This is a genomic window from Psychrobacter sp. ANT206 (assembly GCF_056880555.1).
In genome coordinates, this window is record NZ_CP096271.1 from 2793265 (window position 1) to 2818879 (window position 25615).

25 protein-coding genes are annotated in these 25615 nt (G+C 42.7%); 11 read left to right on the forward strand and 14 right to left on the reverse strand.

The genetic code is table 11. The features are described from left to right. The first annotated feature begins 20 nt into the window (after positions 1–20). The 5 genes from tatA to M0221_RS11635 all read left to right on the forward strand — a co-directional run bounded on the left by tatA (position 21) and on the right by M0221_RS11635 (position 4713). Positions 21–263: a Sec-independent protein translocase subunit TatA gene (gene tatA / locus M0221_RS11615; protein WP_011514610.1), complete on the forward strand. Its 243-nt coding sequence runs from the start codon at positions 21–23 to the stop codon at positions 261–263. 26 nt (positions 264–289) lie between these two features. Beyond that, the gene (gene tatB / locus M0221_RS11620; RefSeq protein WP_201531901.1) at positions 290–985 is read left to right on the forward strand and encodes a Sec-independent protein translocase protein TatB; all 696 of its coding nucleotides are present in this window, start codon (positions 290–292) and stop codon (positions 983–985) included. Beyond that, on the forward strand, positions 985–1869 hold the full coding sequence (gene tatC, locus M0221_RS11625; protein ID WP_483283884.1) for a twin-arginine translocase subunit TatC: 885 nt from the start codon (positions 985–987) through the stop codon (positions 1867–1869). Before tatB ends, tatC begins: the two co-directional genes overlap by 1 nt. Positions 1870–2086: 217 nt before the next feature. Continuing rightward, positions 2087–3586 carry a UvrD-helicase domain-containing protein gene (locus M0221_RS11630; RefSeq protein ID WP_483283885.1) on the forward strand — a complete coding sequence of 500 codons (1500 nt, stop codon included), beginning with the start codon at positions 2087–2089 and terminating at the stop codon, positions 3584–3586. 104 nt (positions 3587–3690) lie between these two features. Further along, positions 3691–4713 carry a tRNA dihydrouridine synthase gene (locus M0221_RS11635; RefSeq protein WP_483283886.1) on the forward strand — a complete coding sequence of 341 codons (1023 nt, stop codon included), beginning with the start codon at positions 3691–3693 and terminating at the stop codon, positions 4711–4713. Positions 4714–4762: 49 nt separating this feature from the next. Here M0221_RS11635 and M0221_RS11640 read toward each other — a convergent pair whose 3' ends face one another. After that, on the reverse strand, positions 4763–5188 hold the full coding sequence (locus M0221_RS11640; RefSeq protein WP_483283887.1) for an MAPEG family protein: 426 nt from the start codon (positions 5186–5188) through the stop codon (positions 4763–4765). A 14-nt stretch (positions 5189–5202) separates the two neighbouring features. Continuing rightward, entirely contained in the window at positions 5203–5616 is a 414-nt protein-coding gene (locus tag M0221_RS11645; RefSeq protein WP_133104916.1) for an OsmC family protein, read from the reverse strand. Positions 5617–6105: 489 nt separating this feature from the next. On the opposite strand from M0221_RS11645, the gene M0221_RS11650 reads away from it, so the two are divergent. Beyond that, positions 6106–6627 (forward strand): RNA pyrophosphohydrolase, encoded by a 522-nt coding sequence (locus tag M0221_RS11650; RefSeq protein ID WP_011514617.1) that lies wholly within the window; start codon positions 6106–6108, stop codon positions 6625–6627. Positions 6628–6726: 99 nt separating this feature from the next. On the opposite strand, the gene M0221_RS11655 is transcribed toward M0221_RS11650, so the two are convergent. Both M0221_RS11655 and M0221_RS11660 read right to left on the reverse strand, forming a co-directional pair. Continuing rightward, a complete protein-coding gene (locus M0221_RS11655; protein WP_483283888.1) occupies positions 6727–7551 on the reverse strand; it encodes an NRDE family protein in 825 nt (274 codons plus the stop codon). A 197-nt stretch (positions 7552–7748) separates the two neighbouring features. Continuing rightward, complete coding sequence (locus M0221_RS11660; RefSeq protein WP_483283889.1) at positions 7749–9422, reverse strand: DUF4139 domain-containing protein; 1674 nt, start codon at positions 9420–9422, stop codon at positions 7749–7751. A 157-nt stretch (positions 9423–9579) separates the two neighbouring features. Here M0221_RS11660 and lgt point away from each other — a divergent pair, with 157 nt between their 5' ends. The 3 genes from lgt to M0221_RS11675 all read left to right on the forward strand — a co-directional run bounded on the left by lgt (position 9580) and on the right by M0221_RS11675 (position 12029). Continuing rightward, positions 9580–10464: a prolipoprotein diacylglyceryl transferase gene (lgt, locus tag M0221_RS11665; RefSeq protein ID WP_011514620.1), complete on the forward strand. Its 885-nt coding sequence runs from the start codon at positions 9580–9582 to the stop codon at positions 10462–10464. 70 nt (positions 10465–10534) lie between these two features. Further along, positions 10535–11407: a thymidylate synthase gene (locus M0221_RS11670; protein WP_483283890.1), complete on the forward strand. Its 873-nt coding sequence runs from the start codon at positions 10535–10537 to the stop codon at positions 11405–11407. Between the two features lie 55 nt (positions 11408–11462). Beyond that, on the forward strand, positions 11463–12029 hold the full coding sequence (locus tag M0221_RS11675; RefSeq protein ID WP_483283891.1) for a dihydrofolate reductase: 567 nt from the start codon (positions 11463–11465) through the stop codon (positions 12027–12029). 472 nt (positions 12030–12501) lie between these two features. On the opposite strand, the gene uvrC is transcribed toward M0221_RS11675, so the two are convergent. Beyond that, positions 12502–14346: an excinuclease ABC subunit UvrC gene (gene uvrC / locus M0221_RS11680; RefSeq protein ID WP_483284788.1), complete on the reverse strand. Its 1845-nt coding sequence runs from the start codon at positions 14344–14346 to the stop codon at positions 12502–12504. Positions 14347–14494: 148 nt separating this feature from the next. Further along, positions 14495–16015: a DUF3360 family protein gene (locus M0221_RS11685; protein ID WP_483283892.1), complete on the reverse strand. Its 1521-nt coding sequence runs from the start codon at positions 16013–16015 to the stop codon at positions 14495–14497. 452 nt (positions 16016–16467) lie between these two features. Between M0221_RS11685 and M0221_RS11690 the strand changes: the two genes are divergently transcribed. Then, on the forward strand, positions 16468–17025 hold the full coding sequence (locus tag M0221_RS11690; protein ID WP_201531892.1) for a DUF4442 domain-containing protein: 558 nt from the start codon (positions 16468–16470) through the stop codon (positions 17023–17025). Positions 17026–17236: 211 nt separating this feature from the next. Here M0221_RS11690 and rplS read toward each other — a convergent pair whose 3' ends face one another. The 4 genes from rplS to rpsP form a co-directional block, all read right to left on the reverse strand. Then, entirely contained in the window at positions 17237–17665 is a 429-nt protein-coding gene (rplS, locus tag M0221_RS11695; RefSeq protein WP_011514626.1) for a 50S ribosomal protein L19, read from the reverse strand. Positions 17666–17846: 181 nt separating this feature from the next. After that, complete coding sequence (gene trmD / locus M0221_RS11700) at positions 17847–18611, reverse strand: tRNA (guanosine(37)-N1)-methyltransferase TrmD (RefSeq protein ID WP_483283893.1); 765 nt, start codon at positions 18609–18611, stop codon at positions 17847–17849. A 102-nt stretch (positions 18612–18713) separates the two neighbouring features. Next, positions 18714–19247 (reverse strand): ribosome maturation factor RimM, encoded by a 534-nt coding sequence (rimM, locus tag M0221_RS11705; RefSeq protein ID WP_483283894.1) that lies wholly within the window; start codon positions 19245–19247, stop codon positions 18714–18716. Positions 19248–19426: 179 nt separating this feature from the next. Continuing rightward, positions 19427–19696: a 30S ribosomal protein S16 gene (rpsP, locus tag M0221_RS11710; protein WP_011281274.1), complete on the reverse strand. Its 270-nt coding sequence runs from the start codon at positions 19694–19696 to the stop codon at positions 19427–19429. Between the two features lie 296 nt (positions 19697–19992). Here rpsP and M0221_RS11715 point away from each other — a divergent pair, with 296 nt between their 5' ends. Continuing rightward, positions 19993–21462 carry an ATP-binding protein gene (locus tag M0221_RS11715; RefSeq protein WP_483283895.1) on the forward strand — a complete coding sequence of 490 codons (1470 nt, stop codon included), beginning with the start codon at positions 19993–19995 and terminating at the stop codon, positions 21460–21462. Positions 21463–21639: 177 nt separating this feature from the next. Here M0221_RS11715 and M0221_RS11720 read toward each other — a convergent pair whose 3' ends face one another. From M0221_RS11720 to M0221_RS11735, 4 genes are all read right to left on the reverse strand, one after another. Beyond that, complete coding sequence (locus tag M0221_RS11720) at positions 21640–21816, reverse strand: hypothetical protein (protein WP_181210644.1); 177 nt, start codon at positions 21814–21816, stop codon at positions 21640–21642. A gap of 177 nt (positions 21817–21993) precedes the next feature. Next, a complete protein-coding gene (locus M0221_RS11725) occupies positions 21994–23679 on the reverse strand; it encodes an ATP-binding protein (protein WP_133104948.1) in 1686 nt (561 codons plus the stop codon). 252 nt (positions 23680–23931) lie between these two features. Next, positions 23932–24648, reverse strand: a complete 717-nt coding sequence (locus M0221_RS11730; protein ID WP_011514631.1) for a response regulator — start codon at positions 24646–24648, stop codon at positions 23932–23934. Positions 24649–25178: 530 nt separating this feature from the next. Next, the gene (locus M0221_RS11735) at positions 25179–25595 is read right to left on the reverse strand and encodes a F0F1 ATP synthase subunit epsilon (protein WP_149493092.1); all 417 of its coding nucleotides are present in this window, start codon (positions 25593–25595) and stop codon (positions 25179–25181) included. Positions 25596–25615 lie beyond the last annotated feature (20 nt).

Genomic DNA, 25615 nt, shown 5'->3' on the forward strand with positions numbered 1-25615 from the left:
CAAGACATAAGGATAGCATTATGGGCAGTTTTTCCATTACGCATTGGCTGATTTTATTGGTGGTGGTGGTTGTCGTATTTGGCACCTCCAAACTAAGAAATGCCGGTAAAGATTTGGGCGGCGCGGTCAAAGGTTTTAAAGAAGCCGTCAAAGATGAAAATACTGAACATGCCAAAAAGCAAGTGGTGCTCGACCATGATGGCAACGCACACACTGAAGAGCGCCCAACAACCACTAAGGTTGATGACACGCATAATGTATAGCATCTAGACAGTGACATCGAAACATTATGTTTGATATTGGGTTTTCTGAACTACTCCTTTTTGGGGTGATTGCCTTGATTGTCTTAGGCCCCGAAAAGCTACCGCAAGCCGCGCGTACCGCTGGGCAATGGTATGCCAAAATTCGCCGCACGGTTTCTACTTTGCAATCTGAAATCGAAGCGGAACTTGACTTAGCTGAGACGCGCCAGCAAATGCAAAAAGAGCTGGCCAAAATTCGCCAGACTGAAGCAGAAATGCGCCGTGAAATGGCAGAAATGCGCGGCAGTATGCAAGAGTTTGAATCCTCGAAAAACCAGCATTTAAAGGCATCGCGTGATCTAGTCGATGACGCTAAGCCCAGGCAAAGTAGCCAAGCCAGTAGTGAGAATGATGATAATCGACCAGTGAGCCCAAAATCCTTTGACTATGCCTACGATAGTAATAGACAGGCTGAGAAACCAGAAAGCTCTGAGCAGCCATCGGCACAAGGTGATAACGACAGTCTAAAAACTGATTTTAATGATAACGCCAATCCAGTGATTCAAACCATCACAACTAGACCGTGGGAAAACATGTGGTTTCGTCTTGGTGCTTATGATAAAGCGCGTCGTTTGCCGCAACCGCCTTACTTGCCAAACTATAAAGCCGATATCTTACTAAACAGCCATCTAGACAGTCCTTTACCCAAACAGACTTCTGTTAATAAGCAGGAGAGTAATTAGTGGGCTTATTTAAACGTAAAAAAAGCCGTCAAGAAAAAGTTGCGGATTCAGATATCGAGACCTCAACAGCTACCATTAATGATAATGTCGACAGCAATACTGACGACTCTGGCGATATCCTAAGCTCACTTGGCGATATGCCGATTACCGAGCATTTGATTGAGCTGCGTCGTCATTTGATTAAGATATGTGTTGCCGTACTGGTAATATTCTTAGCATTGGTCGGATTTTCCCGCGAGCTGTATGATTTTTTGTCCGACCCATTGGTTGCCCAATTGCCTGCCAACTCAACGATGATCGCGACGGATATCACTTCCAACTTTATGGCACCGATACGCCTGACTGTTTTTGTCGCTGCATTCTTTGCAATGCCCTACATTTTGTATCAAATCTGGTCGTTTGTCGCACCCGGTTTATATAAAAAAGAGAAAAAAATCGCGATTCCCGTTTTGATGTCCTCTATATTTTTATTTTATGCGGGTGTGGCTTTCTCTTATTTTATTGTCCTTAAAGGGGTTCTCAAGTTCTTTATTATGTTCGCGCCGCAGAACGTCTTGCCGATGACAGATATCGACAGTTATTTAAGTTTTGCACTTAAACTCTTTATGGTCTTTGGTTTAACCTTTGAGATTCCAGTCGTCACCTTGCTATTGATATTGACTGGCGTCGTCTCCATTCAGAGCTTAGAAGATAAACGCCGTTATATTATTGTCGGCTGTTTCGCCGTTGCTGCGGTCGTTACACCGCCTGATGGGGTGTCGATGTTGATGCTCGCCATTCCGATGTGGTTACTATTTGAGCTAGGATTATTTTTAGCGAAAATATTAATTAAAGAAGAGCACAGTCCTGCTTTAGCAAGCGATACAGGGTTAAATAAAGAATAACATCACTTATCAGACACTTATTCCAAAAACAGCCAACGCGCTAATCTGTTAATATAACTTGCTTATTTCTACCTTTATTTCCTATCAGTTTTTTTATTATTGTCATGTGCACTTGCAAGTATTTTGCAATTTCATATGACGAGCCAGCCATTGTCTATGCAGTGGCTTTTTTTACCCCCGTCATTTTGATCCGTTTTACTCTTTTAGGTAATTTTTTATGTCCGCATCTATGCCAGCTTATATGAGCGATCCCACTGATGAGCAACTGAGCGCGCTCAACATGGCAATGGATCACAAGTCATTTAAAGTGGTGGCTTATGCGGGTGCTGGTAAAACGACGACCTTAAAACTGATTGGTGAGCGTTTGCGTGGCCGCGGCTTATATTTAGCTTTTAACAAAACGATTGCTAATGATGCTCGCTCAAAGTTTCCAGCACATGTGGAATGTCGCACCTTTCATTCGCTTGCTTATCGGCATGTCGCCCGTGATATCACTGCTAAGCTGTCGTTGCCGCGTTTTTCACCCAAACGTCTGGGTGATGATTTGGGTTTGCAGCCCGTCCAAGTACGTCGGCAAATGGATGGTATAAATAAATACATTACGCTCACCCCAGCCCGATTATCGCGTTTTGTCAGTGATGCTGTCAGCAATTTTTGTAGCACCCATGCCAGCTACCCTGCACCAAGGCATATTGAATTTCCAAGCTGGCTCGATGAGTCAGATGCCGAACAGTTGCGTGAAATGCTCTACCCTGCCGTTGAGCAACGCTGGCTACAGTCAATTGATGCACGCCATCCAGCTGGTATCGGGCATGATATTTATCTTAAATTATGGGCATTATCAAAACCAAGCATTCCAGCGGATTTTATCTTATTTGATGAAGCGCAAGATGCCGATCCATTGATGATGGGAATCTTGACCCAGCAGCCACGGCAGGTCATTTATGTGGGTGACGCTCATCAGCAGATTTATGAATGGCGCGGCGCAGTCAATGCGATGAAAAAACTACCCTTACCGCAAACATTATTGACGCAGTCTTTTCGCTTTGGCGAACCTATTGCTGAGATCGCTAATACCTTACTTAAAGCCTTACAAGAAGATGTCCCGTTAAAAGGCAATCCTAATAAGCAATCCTCTACTGACAAAGGCATGGTACACAGTAAAAAAGACGCCATTCTATGTCGCACCAATGCTGCTGCGATGTCGCAACTATTGACTGGACTCAAGCTCGGTCACCGCGTGGCGCTACAAGCTGATACCGATCGTATGCTTAAATTTTGTCAGGCAGCCGAAAACTTAAAAAATGGCAAGTCTGCTTATGGCGTGCCTGAACTGGCATACTTTTATAATTGGGGCGATGTACAAGAGTACTCTGAAACCAATGAAGGCAGCGATCTAAAAACACTGGTGAAATTGGTCGATGATCATGGCACCAATGTCCTGAGCCAAGCTGTCAATAGTCTTACCAGTATCGAAAATGCCGACTATGTTATCTCCACTGCCCATAAGGCGAAAGGGCTCGAATGGGGAAAGGTACAGTTAGATGATGATTTCTATTATGATGTCACCACCAATGCAGTCAAAATAAGCCCTGAAGAGTTGCGTTTGCTCTACGTCGCTTGCACACGTGCCCAGAGCAATTTGGACATCCATAATATCAAAGACTTGATATCAGGCTTACAGACAGGCAAAAAAGTGATTTTTGGCAATACTTAATCTTCCTAACTTAATCAATCTTTGTATTTGCCACTCTAAACCTCTAGCCTACCTGTCTTTATGGCAATCCTTTAATAGCACCCTTGTAGCAGTGAACAACAAGCATGAATACTAATCAGCAATTTCAAATACGTCAAAATACCATCCGTCAGTTATTCGCCAATCCCGTCCGCCTCCTTGCACCAATGGAAGGCTTGACCGACCCATTAATGCGTCAAATTCTCACGCAAATTGCATCGGACTTGGGTCGCCCTTATGATTGGTCGGTTAGCGAATTTATCCGTGTGACTCAGCACGTATTGCCAGCGCATGTATTTTATAAATACGTTCCAGAACTGCGTCATGATGCTAAAACTGCCTCTGGCACGCCTATTCATATCCAGTTGCTCGGTAGTGAAGCGCAACTTATGGCAGAAAATGCTGCTTATGCTGCCGAGCTTGGTGCGCCGGCGATTGACATCAACTTTGGTTGTCCTGCCAAGACTGTCAATAGCCACCGTGGTGGTTCGGTATTACTGGATGAACCCGAAACCATGTATCAGATTATCAGCGCGGTGCGTCAAGCGGTACCTGCCGACATTCCAGTCTCAGCCAAAATTCGTTTAGGTTATACCGATACCAGTCTCATGGATGATATTCGCGGCGCGATTAACGACAGTGGTGCTGATTGGCTAACTGTTCATGCACGAACCAAAACCCAAGGCTATAAGCCGCCAGCCTATTGGGACAAAATCCAAAGTTTTAATGCGCTTGATATTCCCGTCATTGCCAATGGCGAAATATGGAATGCAGAGCATGCACAAAATTGTATGACGCAATCGGGTACAGAGCATTTGATGTTGGGTCGCGGTGCAGTTACCCGTCCCGACTTAATTGCACAGGTTGATAGAGAACATAGTCAGACTTTAAATAATGAAACAATATTGTTATGGCAAGACCTGATTGCGCATCAGATTAAATTTCTGCAAGGCACAGCAAAAAGCGATATTGTATTGGTCGGTCGTTATAAACAATGGTTAGCGATGCTCACCAAAGGCTATAGCGAGGCGAAGATATTATGGGACAGTATTAAAAGAGAGAAAAATAAAGCAGCTATCATTAGCGCACTACAGATGAGTGCACAGTAACGTTAGCTGCTTTTATCTTATAAGCATTAGTATTTTCAATCAGCTGCTACTATACACTGACTCGAATAGCTAAATAAAAGAGCATGAGACAGCAGGCAATAGAAAGACCCCAAAGGATAGAGCGGAACATCGCCAAATTAGTGATGTAAGCCACGCAAAAACCGATACGAATCAGTACGTATAGCCAAGCCAATGTATTTACAATCAGCTGTGGCACAAAAAACAGCATCGCTGCTAAGACTGCAGCTAAGAATACCGGTAAAGTCTCATAGCTATTCTGCTGCGCGGCATTAGCACGTGCAGCAGCGCCCGTCGTACCCTGTGAAAAATCTCGTGGATGGGAATTGTCAGCCAAACTAAAGCCGCCGAGCATTTTTGCAGTCAATGCCATTGTTAATGGCAGCAAACTGGCTACCACCATTGCCCAAATGGCTGACGATGCGGTATCAGAGACCAACCCTAAGAATAAATTCATCAATATACTCGCCTTTATCCTGCGATAACTTCAAAATCATGCGTCACATTGACCCCGCCTTGTACCAACATACGACTGGCTGAGCAGTATTTTTCTGCAGACAGTTTTATGGCTTTTTCTACTTGGCTTTCTTTGACATCTTGACCGGTCACGACAAAATGCATATGAATATCAGTATAGACAGCCGGTACGGTTTCGGCACGTTGAGCAGTCAGCTCACAACGTACGTCAGTCACATTTTGACGCGATTTCTGCAAAATCGCCACCACATCATAGCTAGCACAACCACCAAGCCCTAGTAGAATCAGCTCCATTGGACTGGCGCCTTTTTCTTTATCAGCATCGATTTGTACATTATGCCCTGATGGCGATATACCCATAAAGGCTTTGTTCTCTTGCCATGTAACGCTTGCTTTAGATTCTGACATTTTTAATATTCCTAGTTTTATTTAATAATAGGTTCTTATTTGTTCGATATTATTGGTTCAATATATAAGAATAACTTTATCGATTTAATACTTTATCGTTGATTAAGATAAGCAAAATATGACTAGTGTAGCATAAGCTAAAACCCGCATTAATGAATCAAAAACTCGTATTATTACTTATATTATTAAGTAAGCACTTATAACGATAAGACACTAAAGCAAAAACTTTGACAACAAAATAACTTAGCCAAAAAATATACAAAAGTCTGCTTAAATATCTTTATATAACTCCTTGATTTTAAATCATTAAAGCTGTGAAACATTTTATAGCAAAATACTGTTACACATTTTGCTCTTTTCTTGGTTTAATGATGGTAATGAATCTTATTTTGCCAAAGTATCGATAGCAATCACCCTATAATAATTATGATTGCTGTCACTGTGCCTTGTTGAAATAAGCTATTTTTAAACATTTTAAAAGGTTACGTCATGATAGATGCAGACGGCTTTCGCGCCAATGTCGGCATCATCTTGGCAAATACACAAGGGCAAGTTCTGTGGGCAAAACGTATTGGTCACAACGCTTGGCAGTTCCCTCAAGGCGGTATCGACCGTGGGGAGACGCCGATGGATGCGATGTATCGCGAGCTCTGGGAAGAGGTCGGTCTACATCCGCGTCATGTCGATTTGCTAGCGGTTACGCAAGATTGGTTGCGTTATCGTCTGCCAAAACGCTATGTGCGTCATGGACAGTACCCTTTATGTATTGGGCAAAAACAGAAATGGTTTTTGCTACGCTTAGATGAGCCAAATACCCAACACATCCGCTTTGATGAGGGAAAACCAGAGTTTGATAACTGGCAATGGGTCAGCTACTGGTATCCACTTGGACAAGTGATTCACTTCAAACGCAGCGTATATCGTCGCGCCTTGCAAGAATTGGTGCCCGAGCTACCGCTTCAACAAGGGCTTATTATTCCGGAACAAAACAACCATTTGTTGGTGGAATAAAGTCACTAATTTTTAATGCAATTAGCACAATAACAAATACCGTTAGTGATATTTAATATTACTAACGGTATTTTTTTCTCACTGGATTTTTATAAAAAGCTAATGAGTACATTCACGGCTGACGATTTCAGCTTGAATGCCTGAATCTTTAATAGTATTTCGCCGTAACGTTAAAATACTTTGTGTCCTTGTACCGTAGCTTGGCACAGCATTATTGGCAGCCTCCTTACTAGCAATGCCAGTAAGATTGGCGCCTTCAATATAAATCGAAGACAGTGCTTGCTCTATTTTGATATCGATACCAGTATTTGGTAACTCTTCTTCTGGTGCTTGAGTATTATCGGACAATACCGTAAAAGCAGCGTCTTGCCAGTATTTCGCATCACTATCTTCGCTAATTAATGGCAATATTTCTTGACGTAATCTACCGCGCAAACGCTCTGTCTTAAACCAACCCTCTTCTGGCTGTCCATTAGAGAATACGTGCAAGCCTCCATATAAGGGTGTTGGTGCATGACCACGGTTGTTAACGACAACCGCTTGTTTGCTATCGCCGATAATCAGATTAAACCCAGCATATTCTTGCAGACTGATTTTCCGTGCAAATTCCATCGGGCTTAAGCAACTGGTCAAAAAACCAGCGACCAATTCACCACGTGAGCGCTCATCATTACTTGCCTGCACACCATCGCGAAAGTTCAATACTGCTGCCCAGCGACCATTTTGCTTATAAAAGTCAGCATGCTGCTCTTGGTGAATTCCTAACCACGTACCGCCGCTTTGCGCATCACGCCCTGCAAAAATAGGCTTATCTTCCCATTGATGTAGTGGCTCTGTCGGACGCTGTAAAAACTCATCGCGATTGGACAATAAAACCAAAGGCAGCTCATCAAATAACTGCCAAGCAATGGCGACAATACACATAGAATTCCTTTTATATGATTGGTATATAGTCATTTCAATATAAAATAGGCTCGTTCAAAATAGTGTTATGCTGGGATAAATTTTCCTCGCTTGCTGTGCGCTTCGCACTCCAGAGGCTTCATAAAATTTATCCCAGCAGCATTCCCATCAGGATTGTATTTTTTAAATTGAATCGATTATATGGTTCTGATTTAACATTAATTCGTGCTTAATTTTTTATCCGCAGGATAGCTAATTTGATAGATTGACTGCACGACTTGAGATTGTTGACTCGGTAAATCGAACTCCCACGCTACCATTCCTTTGTTATCATTCCAATCTTTTTTGCTAATCGCTGGTGTATGCGTCGCGGTTACTTTAATGCTGTCATCGCTACTCAAAGGTTCTGCGCCTAACACTTGCATGCGCATACTACGATTGTGCTGATTGGTAAATTGATACGCCTGAGTGACGGTCTTAGTTTGTTGACGATTAAATATGCCTTTATCGCCTTTTTTGTCTTCATCAGTCAGCCGTTTCACAAGCAAGCTCGGATCAACACCAAAACCAATCCCCTGCTCTTTTAGACTCTGATAATCATAGCGCGACTGACCAACATAATTATCGTCGCGATACAGTTGCAATGAACCGTCTGCCCAAGCTGGCGTCAAAAACGGCGCAGACGCATACCAGTAAGCGGCAGCTTCGATGCTTGGTGTACTCCGTAGCCACAGCTTACTGATGCCGGATTGTTCATCAATAATAGTGCGTACGCGTCTGCCATCACTTGGAATACTGACGCGCTGCGGCAGGCGATATTCAGTGATACCGTTTTTATTTTGGCTGCTAACTGTAAAACTCGGTAGCGGCGCCATACCATCTGCACCGCCATAACTGTCGCTGGCAGAAACAACAACCACTGGAGCAGCTTCCATCATTGGTTGTGCATAACGGCTCAACTTAGCTTGCTCTTCTTCATATAATGACAAACGTTCAACTCTTGGTAGCTGGCTGGTCGTCGTTTGATTGGGATTGACAGTACTCAAAATAACGGGCACGTTGTTCCAATTCTCGCCTGTTTGTTGGGCGATGATGGCAGAGGCGGTGATATTAAGTTGTTTATTATCGGTATTTAAACGCGCTTGATAAGTCGGCTCCCAGCTGGCACCGCGTACTTGATAATGTAATTTAACACTACTAGCAGAACGGCTAGCGGTACGTACACTGACTTGGGTGACATTACTTTGTACTGAAGAAGTACTGTCAGCGACCAGCTGATTTAAGTCGTCTTTAGCACGAGCTTCTCGTTTTTGTAGCTCTACTATTTTTTTGTTAATACTGGCGGCTTGCGTTTCTAAGTCGCGTGCATTATTGGCAAGGGTACCAGCAGTAGTGATTTGCGTGACTTTGGTTAGGTTTTGCAAATAGGCTTTGGTCAGGCGTGCCGCTTCCAATTCGGCACTGATATCCGCTAGATTATTCTGCTGAGTCTGTACATTAGCTGCCCCTTGATACTGGCACTGTGCTGCTTGCTCACCACTCAAGGTTTGAATACTGACTTCACCGATATTAACATTGCCCAGTGCTTGCACACTAATACTGTCAGGTTCAATCGCAGGCGAAAGACAGGAAAAAACCAGCGTCTGCTCACCTGTGCCACTGATGGGTAATGCACGAGTGACACTGGCTAAGCCTTGATAAATGGTAATTTGCTCGATACTACTGGTTGCCGCTTGCCCCGTCATTGGCACGAAAAAACTGAAGATTGATGCGACTATACACAATAAAGATAATGACAATCTGTTTCGCTGAAGGTTTGGCGATTGCACATCAACTGCGGTAGTTAACCGTTTATCGTGCAAAAATGATCGTGATGATACGGTAGCAGACATGATAATTCCTTAGAAATTGATGCGCTTTTTTTCATCTTATCGGTTTTTTTAGCGCTTTGCTATTCATTCAATAAACCATACATTTATCATAGTGTTCGCAAGGGATGAATTTTGCTATTATAGACAGCATTTAATTACCAATAATGATGATGCCCTTATGATAATTCATCCTCAGTATAATCCTGTAGCGCTGTCCTTGGGTCCAGTAGAAGTACACTGGTATGGCTTGATGTATTTGCTAGCATTTGCTGCAGCTTTTGGTCTGGCCTGGTATCGCAGCAGCAAACGTGACAATTGGACCACCGATATGGTGTCCGATTTGGTCTTTTATGGTGCGCTTGGTGTCATTTTGGGCGGTCGTATTGGCTATGTGCTGTTTTATCAATTTGGCGAGCTATTACAAAACCCGGCTTATCTATTAAAAGTTTGGGAAGGCGGTATGTCTTTCCACGGCGGTTTTATTGGTGTCATGGTAGGCATGTGGTTCTTTGCTCGTAAATATAAAAAAACAGCCTTCCAAGTATTCGATTTTATCGTGCCTTGTGTACCAACCGGTTTACTATTTGGTCGCATCGGTAACTATATCAATGGCGAGTTATGGGGACGCGTCTCAGACGGTGGCTATAACTGGCTGACTTATTTTCCGCAAGCCGCTGCCTTTGATATGGAGCAATTACAGAGTAATCCACAATTGCAAGAGCTAATGATTGAGGTTAATGGTCAGTATGTGCTGCCGCGTCACCCATCGCAGCTATATGAAGCCTTTGCCGAAGGTCTGCTGCTATTTATTTTCTTATGGTGGTATTCATCAAAGCCGCGTCCACGTATGGCTGCCTCTGCTGTGTTCTTACTAGGTTATGGTATCAGCCGATTTATCATCGAATTCTTCCGCCAGCCTGATGTTGACCAAGGATTTATTTTATTAGGTTGGATGACTAAAGGACAGCTATTGAGCGCACCGATGATTATCGCTGGTTTGATTATGCTGATTTATGCTTATAAGCGTGGTATTTATGATTGGGGTAAGCAAGCCGCTTATTAAACTGTACGTTTATCGGACACCTGTTAAGCATGATTTTGACGAGACACTTTAAAGCGCAACGAGTAATTTTATGACCATGAACAGCTCTATCAGTAAAAACGAGCAAGCCTATTTAGACCTGCTACGCCTTGTTCTCAATGAAGGCACGGAAAAAGGTGATCGTACTGGTACTGGTACGCTTAGCCATTTTGGCGCGCAGTTACGTTTTAATTTAGCCGATGGCTTTCCACTTTTAACCACCAAAAAAGTTCATCTTAAGTCTATCACTTATGAGCTCCTATGGTTTTTAAGTGGCAGTACCCACGTTGATTATTTGCAACAAAACGGTGTACGCATTTGGAATGAATGGGCAACTACAGAGCAAACTGCGCGTTTTAATCGACCTGCAGGCGATTTAGGTCCTATTTATGGTCACCAATGGCGTAATTATGGCGCAACCACAACTGCAGATGGGCAGTATAACTCTGACGGTGTCGATCAAATCGTACAAGTGGTTGAACAAATAAAGACTAATCCTAACTCGCGGCGCTTGATTGTCTCTGGCTGGAATCCGAGTGAAGCAGATCAAGTTGCGCTGCCACCTTGTCATACGTTATTCCAGTTTTTTGTTGCGGATAATAAACTCTCCTGCCAACTCTATCAGCGCTCAGCGGATTTATTTTTGGGCGTACCCTTTAATATCGCAAGCTATGCCATGTTGACCCATATGGTGGCACAAGTTTGTAATCTAGAAGTTGGTGAATTTATTTGGACCGGTGGCGATTGCCATATTTATCAAAACCACCGTGAGCAAGTGGAGCTGCAGCTAACTCGCTCGCTTTATACGCTGCCGACATTAGCGCTTAACCCTAATATAAAAGATATTTTTGCTTTTAATTATGATGATATAAGCGTTGATGGGTATGAGTCTCATCCAGCGATTAAAGCACAAGTAGCGGTATAGCGCCTGTTTATTCGATTGTATTTAAATATATTTAAACATTAGCAAAGGATAATTTATGAGTTATGCCAACACCGAAGTTGCCCAAATCGCGGCTATCAGTAGCAATCGCTGTATTGGTAAAGACAATGAGCTACCGTGGCATATCTCAGCCGATTTGCAGCATTTTAAAAATATGACGACTAAACCAAATGACGGTGCGATACAGGGTATCGTGATTATGGGTCGCAAGACATTTGAGTCAATGGGCAGCAAGCCGTTACCTAAACGTGTGAGCTTTATTATTAGTAGCCAGATAGATTATGCTGAGCAAAGGGGCTTGGTAGGTAGTGAAAAAGCTTATGTAATGCATAATTTAGACGATGCCTTAACCCAAGCAGCAAGCCTAGCGCATGGTGCGCATCTTGATACGATTTGGGTAATTGGTGGCGAGCGCGTGTTTAGCGATGCATTGCTGTACACCGACCGTATCGAACTGACTCACGTTGACACTGAAATCGTTGATGGCGATGCCTTTTATCCTGAGCTGCCAAGTGAGTTTGAAGTTGCGGAAGAATCTGAGCAGATGCATGATGAAAAAAGTGAATTAGATTTTAGATTTGTGACTTATAAAATAAAAGCCTAATCTCATTTAATTCTTATAACGTACTACTTAAAAGGAGAAACCAATTATGGAAAATTAAAAAAGCTCAGCAAAATTAATTGCTGAGCTCAAAAAACTTTTAAATACGACAACTGTGGAGCTAGGCTCCCTTGTTACCATACAAATAAAGTTTATTTACCTTGGTAGGGTTTATATATTTTATAGCAAATGCTAATAAGTGTCTATGTCTGGTCTCCATGGTTATGAATTCCTAATCATAATTATAGAGGTCACTAATGGCTATTCAATGCGGTTATCCTAAAGCTGTGTATGTTCGTTGGTATTTACGCTATCGATTTAATCGTTGGGAGCGCGTTTGCGAACACTGTCGTAGCTATCCAAACCAGCAGTTAAGTTTTAATTTTTAGCGATTAAATATTTCAATCTGCTAAACATTACTAACGTTAAAACGACAACAGATTTGGTTCTGTTGTCGTTTTTTTAATATATACAGCTACTCATGCAAAACCTTATAAACGGTTTTCGCTAATACCGGACCAATACCTTGCACTCCAGACAGCTCTTGTTGGGATGCGCCAAGCAATTGCTGCATGCCGCCAAAGTGATTGAGCAAGTCACGACGGCGCTTTTCACCCAGCCCCGGAATCACTTCTAGCACCGACGATGAACGACGCTTATCGCGCTTCTTACGGTGCGCTGTAATCGCAAAACGATGCGCTTCATCGCGGATATGCATCAATAAATGCAGCGCCTTACTATCCATAGGCAAATCAAGCGGCTCATGGTCAATAAAGTGCAGAACTTCAAGTCCAGCCTTACGCCCCTCACCTTTTGCCACACTGATAAGCAAAGTATCACCAAGGATACCCAACTCAGTCAGCACTTCTTTGGCTATACCGAGCTGCCCTTTACCACCATCGATAAGCAATAAATCCGGCAATGGCTGCTTCTTATAACGCCGCGTGAGCACCTGCTTCATCGCTGCATAGTCATCACCACCGACAATGTCATGGATAGCATACTGACGATAATCACGACGACGCGAGCCACCTTGATCAAAGACCACACAGCTACCAATCGTCGCCTCGCCCATCGTATGCGAGATATCAAAACACTCGATACGGTCAATGGTACGATCCGTGACTTCAGTCAAAACATCTTTTAACGCCCCAAAGCGTGCATGTAACTCTAAATAATCGCCAAGTTTGGTTTTTAGTGCATTATTGGTATTAAGTTTTGCTAAGTCTAACCATTCAGCACGGTGCTCACGTACGCTGGTTTTGATAACGACCTTACTACCAAAGTGTGTTGCCAACGCCTCACTCACTGCTAGCTGATCTGGTAATTCATCGCTCAATATAATCTCTGCTGGCAAATCATCTGTCACCTGAAAATAAAATGAGGTAATAAACGCTGATAAATTGTCTGCAAGAGGCTCACTGCTATCCACATCAGGGAAATAGTTCTTACCGCCAAGCACTCGCCCACCGCGTACCGTCAATACGTTGACACAGGTCATGCCTGCTTGACTGGCAATAGCAATCACATCTGCCTCACCCTGCACTGTATAAACGGCTTGCTTGGCTTGTACTTCACGCAGCATAGACAGCTGATCGCGATAAAAAACTGCCTTTTCAAAGTCTAGCTCTTCAGCAGAAGCTTCCATTTTTTCAATCAAAGCAGTATGGATATCACTAGAGTCACCTTTTAAGAAACGAATAGTATTATTGACGTCCTCGCTATATTCTTCTGGCGATACTAAGCCCACACATGGCGCACGGCAACGCTTAATTTGGTATTCAAGACACGGACGCTTACGTTGCTTAAAAAAGGTATTGGTACATTGGCGCATTTGAAACATTTTTTGCATGAGCACCAGTGTTTCTTTGGCCGCATGCGCAGAAGGAAAAGGACCGAAAAAGCGACCCTTTTGGTGATTGCCTTTACCGCGACCATAAGCCAATCTCGGATAGGGCTTATCTGCTGAAATAAACACATAAAGATAAGACTTATCATCACGCAGTAGCACGTTATAAGGCGGACGATATTCTTTAATCAGATTTTGCTCAAGTAACAGCGCTTCTGTCTCACTGCGGGTAATGATGGTTTCAATATTATGTATCCGTGCCACCAGTGCTCGTGTCTTAGGATGATCAATGGTTTTCGCAAAATAGCTGTTCACACGGCTCTTGAGTGATTTAGCTTTGCCGACATATAAAATATCACCATTTTTACCCAGCATTTTATACACTCCCGGCAAGTTTGGCAGGCGCTGGATTAAATGTTTAAGACGGGCTTTCTTGTCATCGATAGGACTCGATTCTGAGACATTGACCATAGAATTTATTGCTCTCAAGATACTGATATACAGATGTTTATGGGGCGATGGCATGGGTTTTACAATAACCCTTATCAGCTTAGCAACAACCATAAAAAAAGCCAGCACCAAGGCTGACTTTTTGCAGAAAAACAACCCTACAGTGCGACTAGTGACGGAAATTTGGTAATAGTGCTGGGATACCTGGCAACATACCGACGATAGCCATGACTCCAGTCAGTATCACAAAGGTGACGACAGGAATAATCCAGCGGCTCATTTTGGTCAGACTGGCACTACGCTCTTTAGAGCCAATTAATCCTAAATTATCAAGTACCAAAGTAATAGACCAACCGAAGGCAGGGTTAACTAGTGCGGACGCAAAAACCACAATAGCAGCAGACTGAGTAGTTTTACCCTCACGCGTCATTTCCATCCCAGCTTCAAGCAATGGAATGAATACCCCAACAATCAGCGCCACACACATCACCGGCTCCCAGATTGCCAAGTCCATAGGATAACCCCAAACACCTGCAATAAGGCAGAATAGTCCTGTCAAAATCGCACCAGCTGGAATGGGACGTTTGGCAATTGCTGCAGGTACGATATACGTACCCCATGACGACGCAAAGTTCGCCCCACCGAGCACAGAACCTACGACCTGACGAAACGATGCACTGGTCATCGTATCATCAATATCCATCAGTACACGTTCAGTACGTTTGGGATAGCTGATTTTCTGGAAGACCTGATGACCTAAAAAATCTGGCGACCACATCGCCACTGCTAATACCGCAAAAGGTAATACCACGATAAAGCTCTCAACCGTCGGCAGTCCTAACATCCAACCAGTATTTTCGCCCCACCAATACATAGGGCTCATATGCGGTAGACCGGGTGCGGTTTTAAAGGCAAAAGGTGCGCCCATAGCGAACGCCACGCCACCACCTAACAAACAGCTCAGCGGCACAGCCAGCCAGCGCTTTTGAAAATTTTCTAACACAGCATACAAGATAATCGTCAGCAAAATCACCACAAAAGCAATATGCGCCATGCCAATGCCCTCTGCCCATGCAAACAAGTTTTTAACTTGTGATATCGTACCAATAAAGCCCAAGTAGAGCAGCAAACCACCGCACACGCCTTTACTGGTCAAATTTGCTAGTAAACTGCCCCCTTTACTGATTGCCAATAATAATCCAAAGGCACCGATGAGCAGACCAAAGGCCATCGGGTGACCACCAGCTGCGACAACAATAGGAATAAGCGGAATTAAAGGCCCATGAGTACCCGCAAGGTTGGCGGTCGGTAGTAGAAATCCTGAGAATAAAATGACAAAAAACGAAACAATCAATAACTCATAACGGACGTTTTCTAAGATAAAAGCATCACCCAAACCGAGTGGCCCTGCAAAGGTCGCCGCAATAGCGCCCACCATCACGACTTTACCAATGGTCGCAGCCATTGCTGGAATGGTATCTTCGTACTCAAAACGATAATCACGGAACGGCAAATTAGGCCGCCAGCGTTTCGGCTGCATGATTTGCAGTTCATGATTGAGATAGGCATCACGATTTTTAAAACTTGAATAGGGCTTATGTAATTCTACATAACTACTTTGAACATCATTATCAGAAGGGGTTGGCTGCTGCGGATTGGCATCTAAAGGGGGAAGCTGCGTGTTACTCATCACATTTCCTTGTGTCGACCGACGTTTTAGTGACTGCTTATTCACTTACTACTCTGGCGATAAGTGTTAAGCCACTGAAGAAAAAATGCAGTCATTGTATGTCATGAGACTTTAGAACGCGAATGTATAACGATTCGAATATACTATAAATATAGCAGCTATTAATAACATAAAGTTTCCTTTTAAAATAAATACAAACTTATTAACTACTTAGTTGCTAATAAAATAGTAGATTGTAGTCATTATGATGATGGTTCTTATAATTAATAATGCGTTATGGTACATAAACCATCAACAATCACGCATAGACAAAAACAAAGCGCTAAGATGTGAATGAAGTTACGCTTTAGCTCTAGCGCCTTTATAAATTTTTCACTATGATAAATACCTTTTTACCCATAACGATTGAATAATAGCAGTCTAAAAATCAAGAAGTACCCTAGGATAAGTTTATGAGTTTACTACCCAAAAATCTTGAGACGCTAAAACGTAACGCTAAAAAAAATATTATGCCATTGCTCACGCCTTATCTGCTCAAGCTACGTATCAACACTTATGCACCTTATATCGGTGCCGGCATCAAGATTGAGCACATAAACCTTGACCAAGGTTTATGTGTGGTCAATATGGGATTAAATAGTCTAAATAAGAACATTGTAGGGACACAGTTTGGCGGCAGCTTATATTCAATGGTTGATCCATTTTATATGCTCATGCTCATGCATCAACTGGGCAGCAGTTACGTCGTTTGGGATAAAAGCTCACATATTGAATTTATCGCGCCAGGCAATAGCAAAGTCACTGCCCGCATGAAAATCCCTAGCAGTGAAATTAAAGCCATTCAAGCGTTAGCAAAAGACGGTGAGCCCGTATTTCGTGAATACCAAGTAGATATCGTGGACGATCAGCAAAAGACCATCGCTATCGTCACCAAGACGCTATACATACGCTTGCGTAAGTACAGCAAATCTAAAGACCAAAACAGCCGTATTGAAAATCTCGATGATTAAAGGCAACGTTTAAGGCCTTAATTTAAGTTTGTGATTTAAAGCGACAGAAACAAAAACCCCAATCTGGCATTCGCACAGATTGGGGTTTTGTCTTTTTTGGTATGACCCGCTTATTTATATGATAAACCTATGAATAAGGGTTTGTATCTACTATCGCCTTACTCTAGTCAACTGTATACCATACAGCTCACTAAAGATGGCAAACTTTTGCTTAAATACCAGGTGCAGTTTCAACTGCATCAGGAACGCGAGCATCAGTTTTTGCCTTAACAACTTTAGGCGCACGCGGAGCAAGCTTCTCGCGGATACGTGCTGATTTACCAGAGCGTTCACGTAAGTAGTATAGTTTCGCACGGCGAACAGCGCCACGGCGTTTCACTTCAATGCTATCGATGATTGGTGAATGCAATTGGAATGCACGCTCAACACCAACGCCACTTGAGATTTTACGTACGGTAAACGCTGAGTTTAAACCGCGGTTACGCTTAGCAATTACAACGCCTTCAAAAGCCTGTAAACGCTCACGCTCACCTTCACGTACTTTTACTTGAACCACAACGGTATCGCCGGGTGCAAAGCTTGGGCGCTCAATCAATTGAGCATTTTCGATGACCTGAACCAATGGATGCTTGTTGCTCATGAGAGTTATCTCCTCACATTAGATAATAGAGGCTTGACGCATATCACCTGTTTGTAATAATTAATTATATCTCTTTTTAATAAGACACAACGTAAGTAGGTTATGACAAACGGCCATTATGCTATGACTCGTTTTGTTATTGCTCAAAATTTTATTACTTAACTGCTTATCTTTTTAACCGCTATTTTTTATCAGCTTTTGCTAATGCCTTTAACCACTTTGCTTGCTCTACCGTTGGCGTAAACGCCTGCCATAAGTCTGGACGACGCGCTTGCGTACGTTCGACTTGCTGACTAAAGCGCCACTTCGCGATATTGGCATGGTGACCTGAAAGTAACACTTCAGGCACTGCCATACCCGCAAACTCATGCGGCTTAGTATAATGTGGACAATCAAGCAAGCCATCAACAAACGAGTCTTGCTCAGCTGACTTATCATCACCCATAATATCCGGTAGACGACGTATCACACTATCCATTAGCACCATTGCCGGTAGCTCACCACCGGTCAGCACGTAATCACCAAGTGATATTTCCCTATCGACATACTGCGACAGTAAGCGCTCATCAATGCCTTCGTAACGACCGCATAATATAATCATGCCGTCATACTCGGTCATATCGACCACACTACTCTCACTTAGCGTCTGCCCTTGTGGCGACATATAAATCACCGGACAGTGCACTTTGTCGACACGGCAGCCATGCTGACTTGCTCGTAGGCGCGCATCCTCAATCGCTTGGGATAATGGCTCAGCCATCATCACCATGCCAGGACCGCCACCATACGGACGTTCATCAATACGGCGATAATTATCACTGGTAAAATCACGCGGGTTGATGCATTCAATCGTTACTTGCTTCTGAGTGACTGCCCGACCTGTGATTCCAAACTCACGAATCATGGCAAACATTTCAGGAAAAATACTAATAACGGCAAAATACATCAGATGTCTACTTGCGCAGTGGCTAATATTGGCTAAATAAATCGGTATTACTATTAACAATCTTAAGTGATAAAGTTAAAGCTTATACCACTAAAGCTTGTATTAATAATCACTTGGCCATGCCACTAGCACTGTCTTTTCAGTCAGATCGACTTTCACTACAGTTTGCTTGTGCCATGGAATCAGACGCTCTTCTTTATCCAAGCTGTCTGAAGTTGCCGCAACCCGCATAATAGCGTGGGCGCCAGTTTCAAACATCTCAGTAATATCGCCTAGATATTCATCCTGCTCGTTCATTACGCGCAGGCTGACCAAATCCGACCAATAGTATTCATCCTCAGCAGGTTCTGGCAAGATGTCTTGCTCGACCCAAAGAGTTACCCCATTCATGGTCTCAGCAACATTGCGATCAGGAATCTGCTCAAACTGAGCCACAATTCCTGTGCCTTGCTCACGCCAAGCCTTTACTGTCAAAGGTTTCATACCGGTAGCAGTTTTCATCCACCAAGGCTTGATATTAAATATCGCCGTACGATCGTCTGTTTCACTAAAGACCCAAAGCCAACCTTTGATGCCATAAGGCTTTTTGAGCTGACCAATTTTCATAAGGGCACTAGCGTTTGGAGCAGACGACATAACGGCTAACCTAACAATGATAAAAACAGCGATGATAAATAAAAAGCCATTAAAAACGATAAACGTCGTCAAAAGCGATAAACAGTTAATGGCGTACCCTGGTTAGACCAGTTACGCTAGGTATTCTTAAGCCAACTGATGGATGCATAAATGCACTATCAGTCTATTGCAGCCAAAACTTAAGCAGTAGCTTCAGTTTGAGCAGCAGACTTATTATAAGCTTTTGCTAATGAAGCAACGCGATCAGAAGGTTGTGCACCTTTTGCGACCCACGCATTATACGCTTCCATGTTCAAGCGCACTGCTTCTTCAGAATCTTTAGCGAGTGGGTTAAAAAAGCCGATGTTTTCAATATAGCGACCGTCACGCGCGCGGCGTTGATCAGCAACAACTACTTGATAAAATGGGCGTTTCTTGGCACCGCCCCGTGCTAAACGAATAACAACCATGTGAATTCTCTCTTTCGCAGGTATACCAAAAAGGGCATAATTATACCACAGTCTTATTTTATTGAAAACATAAACTGTGCTTATTTAATTATTTATTAACAATAGCTTAAATCGTTATGGCTGTAAATAAGATTCATCATTCACGCTGCTAATATGATGGATACTCCTCTATCATATGCCTTTATCTTAAGCGGATGATATTGCCAGCGTTGTCGATGAAAGCTGGCAGCGTTATTAATGGGTTATGCTATCCTAGCAATAGCATCTGTCACTGCCTCATTATAATTTGGATTCCTATGACCACGCCAAACCCACCATTGCCTCATAAAAGCTGGTTACCCCGCTCTTACTCTAATAGTTTGCTAACCACTCTAATGGTGGCTTTTATTGTTATCATTAGCGTCGGGGTATCAATTTTGTTTTTTTGGCGCAGTCTATATTTACCCGAGCTCAAAAGCCATGCGCGCTATTTGACCAGCGAGCTTCGGCTGATGAACAGCGCCAATCGAGACTGGCGGGACAACCCTGAAGTCCGTCAGTGGATTTATCAGCACTCACATGTAGTAGTGGTGGATAACCCAAGTGACTTTCCAGAGGTTGCGGACAAAGCTTTTGTCAGTGTTTTTACGGATGTGTTACAGCGAGAAATCAGCGCACAATTGGGGCGACCAGTTGAAGTATATTTTAAATTTAAACCAACCCCTCAGCTTTGGGTACAAGACAGTCGTGATAGCAGTTTTTGGATACGCGAACCTGTGGTCTATTATTCGCAGTACAGCCCTACTTTATTGATCTTGTTTTTGTTTGGGCTACCTATTTTGACACTGTTGACAATTATTTTATTAGCCCGTCAATTAAATCGTCCTCTACGTTATCTTCAACGTGCTGCTACCAACTATATTCAGTTGGGTCATGCAACAACGCTACCGACCCGTCATGGTCCTACCGAGATTCGCCAAGTAAATATGGCTTTTAACCGTCTGTTTACTACTCTCAACCAAGCGCAAAAAGAGCGCACGATAATGTTAGCCGGCATCTCACACGATTTGCGTACCCCGCTGACTCGTATGCGCTTAACTGCTGAAATGCTGCCCGATGATTTTTTTCGTGAAGGATTGATTTACGATATCGAAGATATGGATGCTATTTTAGAGCAATTTATCTCATTTATGAAAGATGGCTCCGATGAGCCTGTACGCCTTACCAATTTAGATACCATATTTAATGAGATTATGGTGCAATTTGCGCCACTAGAGTTTATTTATCAGTCAGAATGCAGCAAGCTTGTGCCCGTACGTCCTATGTCGATTAAGCGTCTGATTATCAATCTGGTGAATAATGCCAAGCGTTATGGTGAACCGCCTATTTATCTGTCTGCTGTTGTCATGCCAACCTTTGTAGAAAAAGAGGTGATAGAATACAGCGATGTCGTGACCGAAAATACAGTCAATAAAGAAGCAAAAGAGCAATTGATTATATGTGTGCGAGACTGCGGCGATGGGGTGGCAGAAGACCAACTCGAGCGTGTCATGCAGCCGTTTGAGCGTGGCGAATCAGCGCGTACCACTCAGGGTAGTGGACTCGGCTTGGCGATTGTTGATCGTATCGCGCGCTTGCATCATGGAACAGTTGAGGCTATTAATCATCCAGATGGTGGTCTGCAAGTCTGTATTCGCATCCCTCTCATCTCAGAAGTTGCCGGAGAGCAGCCTTTGGATGTCAATCCCGCTACAAAGTCATTTATTGAGAAAGTTGATACTAAATAAAATAGATACGTGATTTTATGGGGCGAGACTGGGACGAATTTTTCTCGCTTAATCACTTTTATATTGAACTGATTATAATAGTGCCAATCAATCATATTAAAAAAGCAACGACTGGCTATCGTTGCTTTTTTTGTTATTTTTCTTTAGATATAAAAACTTCAACGGTTATAAAACTTATTACTTGTTGCCGATAGCCGGTGGAATATACTCAGCACTGTTAGTGAACGCTAAAGGCTGGGTAATCTCATCCTGCGCTACCTTTAGCGTCTGAGTAGTACTCGGCTGCTGTAAGAATAAATAATATCCTAGTGTCACAGCATTTAATACCACCAAACCCCCAAATAAATACGGCATCCGTTGCCCTCCTCCATTAAAGACTAAATAACAGCAATAAATAACTTGTTAGCGTCATTTATGATCAGTTAGAAATAACATAGCTACAAGTGAAATAGTATTTCGATAGGCATTTTTATACCTTTATAAAAGTTATCTTAACAGCACTGTTTTATTTCAAAAGTATATTAACGATGCTTATGCATCAAACTCACGCTCACTCTTATCTTGGGTTAATTCATCGGCTGCTAGAATTTGTGTCAGTGGCTTGATAGGCCATGTCATCACAAACCGCGCGCCACCAAGATCTCGGCTCTCATCAACCTTCATACGACCATTAAACCAAAAAGCAATGCGTGATACGATAGACAAGCCCAAACCGTAGCCACCTGAGGCACGCGTCCGACTATCGTCTAAGCGGGAGAATGGAATAAAGACCTTTTCGCGATCTGCTTCTGGAATACCGTGACCATCATCTTCAACGCTGACAAAGGCATTGCCCTTTTTGACCCCAGCACTAATGATAATCGTAGTCTCTGCATAACGCAGAGCATTACCAGCCAAATTCTGAATCACGCGATGTAAGTAGCGTCTATCTGCTATTGCTTCTACTTTAGCATTTGGCAGTTTAGTGACAATTTTAATCGGTTTACCCAAGGCATTGGTTTCACGCTCAATCTGCTCAAGCAGTTCTCGAAGATTGACTGGTTCCAAATCCAACTTGGGCGAGCCTTCTTCAAGTTTCGCATAGGTGAGAATTTCATCAATCAAGCCATTAAGCGCTTCGATATCTTCATCAATAAAGTCACGTTGCATAAAACGCGAGTCTTCATCATCAGTATCTGCCAGCATATCAACAGCAAAGCGAATACGTGCAACAGGCGTACGTAGCTCATGTGACACCGCTCGCGTTAGCTCTCGCTGCGACTCAATCAAACGCTTAATATGAGAAGTCATGGCATTAAAGGTTGCAGCTAAACGGGCGATTTCATCTTGACCAATCACCTGTACTTGACTTTCAAGATTGCCTTTACTGACCTCATTTACCCCGACCTGTATCAGTTGTAACTTGCGCTCAAGCGGGAAAATCAGTGCATACACACCCAAACTAATTAAAAACATACTGATCAAAATCATACTGACGATCAAGTTTAATGGGAACCAATTAAATAAAGGTACTGGACCGATCAAAATTGCCATATCACTAATTTCAGACGGCACAATGACTTTGATAGATGAGTTACTTTTACTGGTATTGGTATCTTGCAATAAGATAACCACCTCATCACGGCGCAAGCGCGCCATCTGATCAGGATCCAAATCGAGCGCCGCTACCGCTTTAAATGCTAAAGGGAATGAAAACTTTTCTTCTAACTGTGCCAAACGTGCACGTTTATCAGACAAAGTAATATAATAGGACAAATCATCTAGCAAAAATACGGCGATAGCTCTGACTTGCTGTTCAGTCACTTGTGAGATACGCGCAGTCAAAACACCTTGATTGTCTGGTAGGCGATAATAGACATCGGCAGTGGTCAGTTGACTGATATAGCGTACGACCGTGTTTTCTTTCTCAAAACGGCGCAGCTCGCTGGCATTAAAATCCACCTCATCGATAGACACAATCTTAAATTCTGAGCCAAACAAACTACTGGCATCAGACAACCAATAATCACGTTGCGCCTCGTTTTCTTGGTGAGCCAACCCCTCACTCACGATATGAAACGCCCCTGTCGCCATATTTTCACGATAAGATTGGACGCGCTCTTTATTGATGGTATCCATCAATAGCTGGGCAAATAGTGCCACACACAAGCAGACTATCAATAGCCCTGCATAAATACGAACAAAAATACTGTGTTTAAGAGAAGAGACTAATGACATACGTGCCGTGACCAACCTGATGAATAAGCGTTATCAATAGAATAATACCTATTATAACCACTATAGGATAATATTTGCTGTGATATATATTTAATGATAATTAAACTGGTACATAAAATTATTGCTTAATTAAACCACATAACGCAGCAATTAAGGTTAAAAACTTAATATTTAAACCCTAAAAAACCAGCTTTACGCTGGTTTCTTATTGCATAACGAGGAACAATCAAGACTTATAGCAAAAGTCGGCGATTAGTTGCCTTCTTTTACGAACAGATAGCCTTTACTACGTACGGTTTTGATACGTTTTGGGTTTTCTGGATCATCACCGATTTTTGGACGAATGCGTGAGATACGGACGTCAATAGAGCGATCTTGACCATCATACTCAATACCACGTAGACGCTCAAAGATATCTTCACGTGACAAGATACGTCCAGCATTAGAAGCAAGCAACCATAGTAGATCATATTCTGCACTGGTGAAATCTACTAACTCATCACCTAGATTCACTGAACGACCACCATTATCGATAACCAATTCACCAAACTCTAGACGCTGTGGCACATCTTCTGACGGGGCGTTTTCTGAACGGCGCAATAACGCACGAATACGCGCTAATAAAACACGTGGCTGAGCAGGCTTAGCAACATAATCATCGGCGCCCATCTCAAGACCCAATACTTGATCCATATCTTCAGTACGAGCCGTCAGCATTAAGATAGGGTTTTGGTAATGTGGACGTACTTCACGACAGACTGTCAAGCCATCGCTACCTGGAAGCATGACATCAAGTACAACCAAATCTGGCTGCTCACTGACAATACGACGAATGGCGCGATTACCATCCGTTTCAATCGCCACTTCTAGACCGTTTTTGACCAAATAATCTTGGGTCAACATGGCCAGACGCTCATCGTCCTCAACAATCAAAATTCGGGGGGTGTTGTCATCATCATTCGTTGTCATTGTTATATCCTCTAATACATCTCATTTAAAAGTAGTCAAAATAAGAGCAGTAAAATGAATAGCACTACAAAATAGTGCAACTGCTGTTTATATAGCTGTTACAAACTTGGCAGCACAGTATACTATTAATCCTGCAGCTTCTTATACTATAGCTTATAGTCGTTAACAAAATCTATAAACTACGACCATTAAAACTTTATTTTACGTGCAAAAATCATACCGTTTATCATATTCAAAAAGCGTCAAATAACTTTATTTACTCATAACCGTTCCGCTATGTGTAAAGCTTTCAATCATAAGCCTGATCACTAAGTAAAGCGCATAAAACAGCTCAACTCTATAAGTTAGCAAACTATTTTCCAACCCTTAATATAACCATATATTGCCGTTGTTGCTAGTAGCTTTTTGGCTAAAAGCTAAAAACCATCACTATCCAATAAAACCAACAGCCATAAAAAAACAGCCCATAAAGGACTGTTTTTTTATTATTGCTTACAAGAGTAAATATTTACTCTTACAAACAAAAAATATTAAGCACGGTTTTTGTACTTACGGATGGTCTGTAGCTGGGCAACAGATTCCGCCAATGACGCCAAGGCAGCATTAGTTTGTACGGTATCAGACTGGTTGACCAGCATTTGCTCCGCTTTCTTACGTGCTTCAACGATTTTACTTTCGTCAAGATTGTGCGCACGCATGGCAGTATCAGCAAGTACGGTGACCATTTTTGGCTGTACTTCTAGTACACCACCTGAGACGTAAATCACTTCTTCTTCGCCATTTGGCGTTTGTACGCGCATTGCACCTGGCTTTAGCAAAGTAATAAGCGGAGTGTGACCTGGCAATATACCAATCTCGCCTTCGGTACCACTAGCTATTAACATGCTAATTTCGCCTGAATACAACTCTTCACGAGCACTTACGACGCGACATTGTAACGTTGCCATACTTAATTCCTTACTATCAA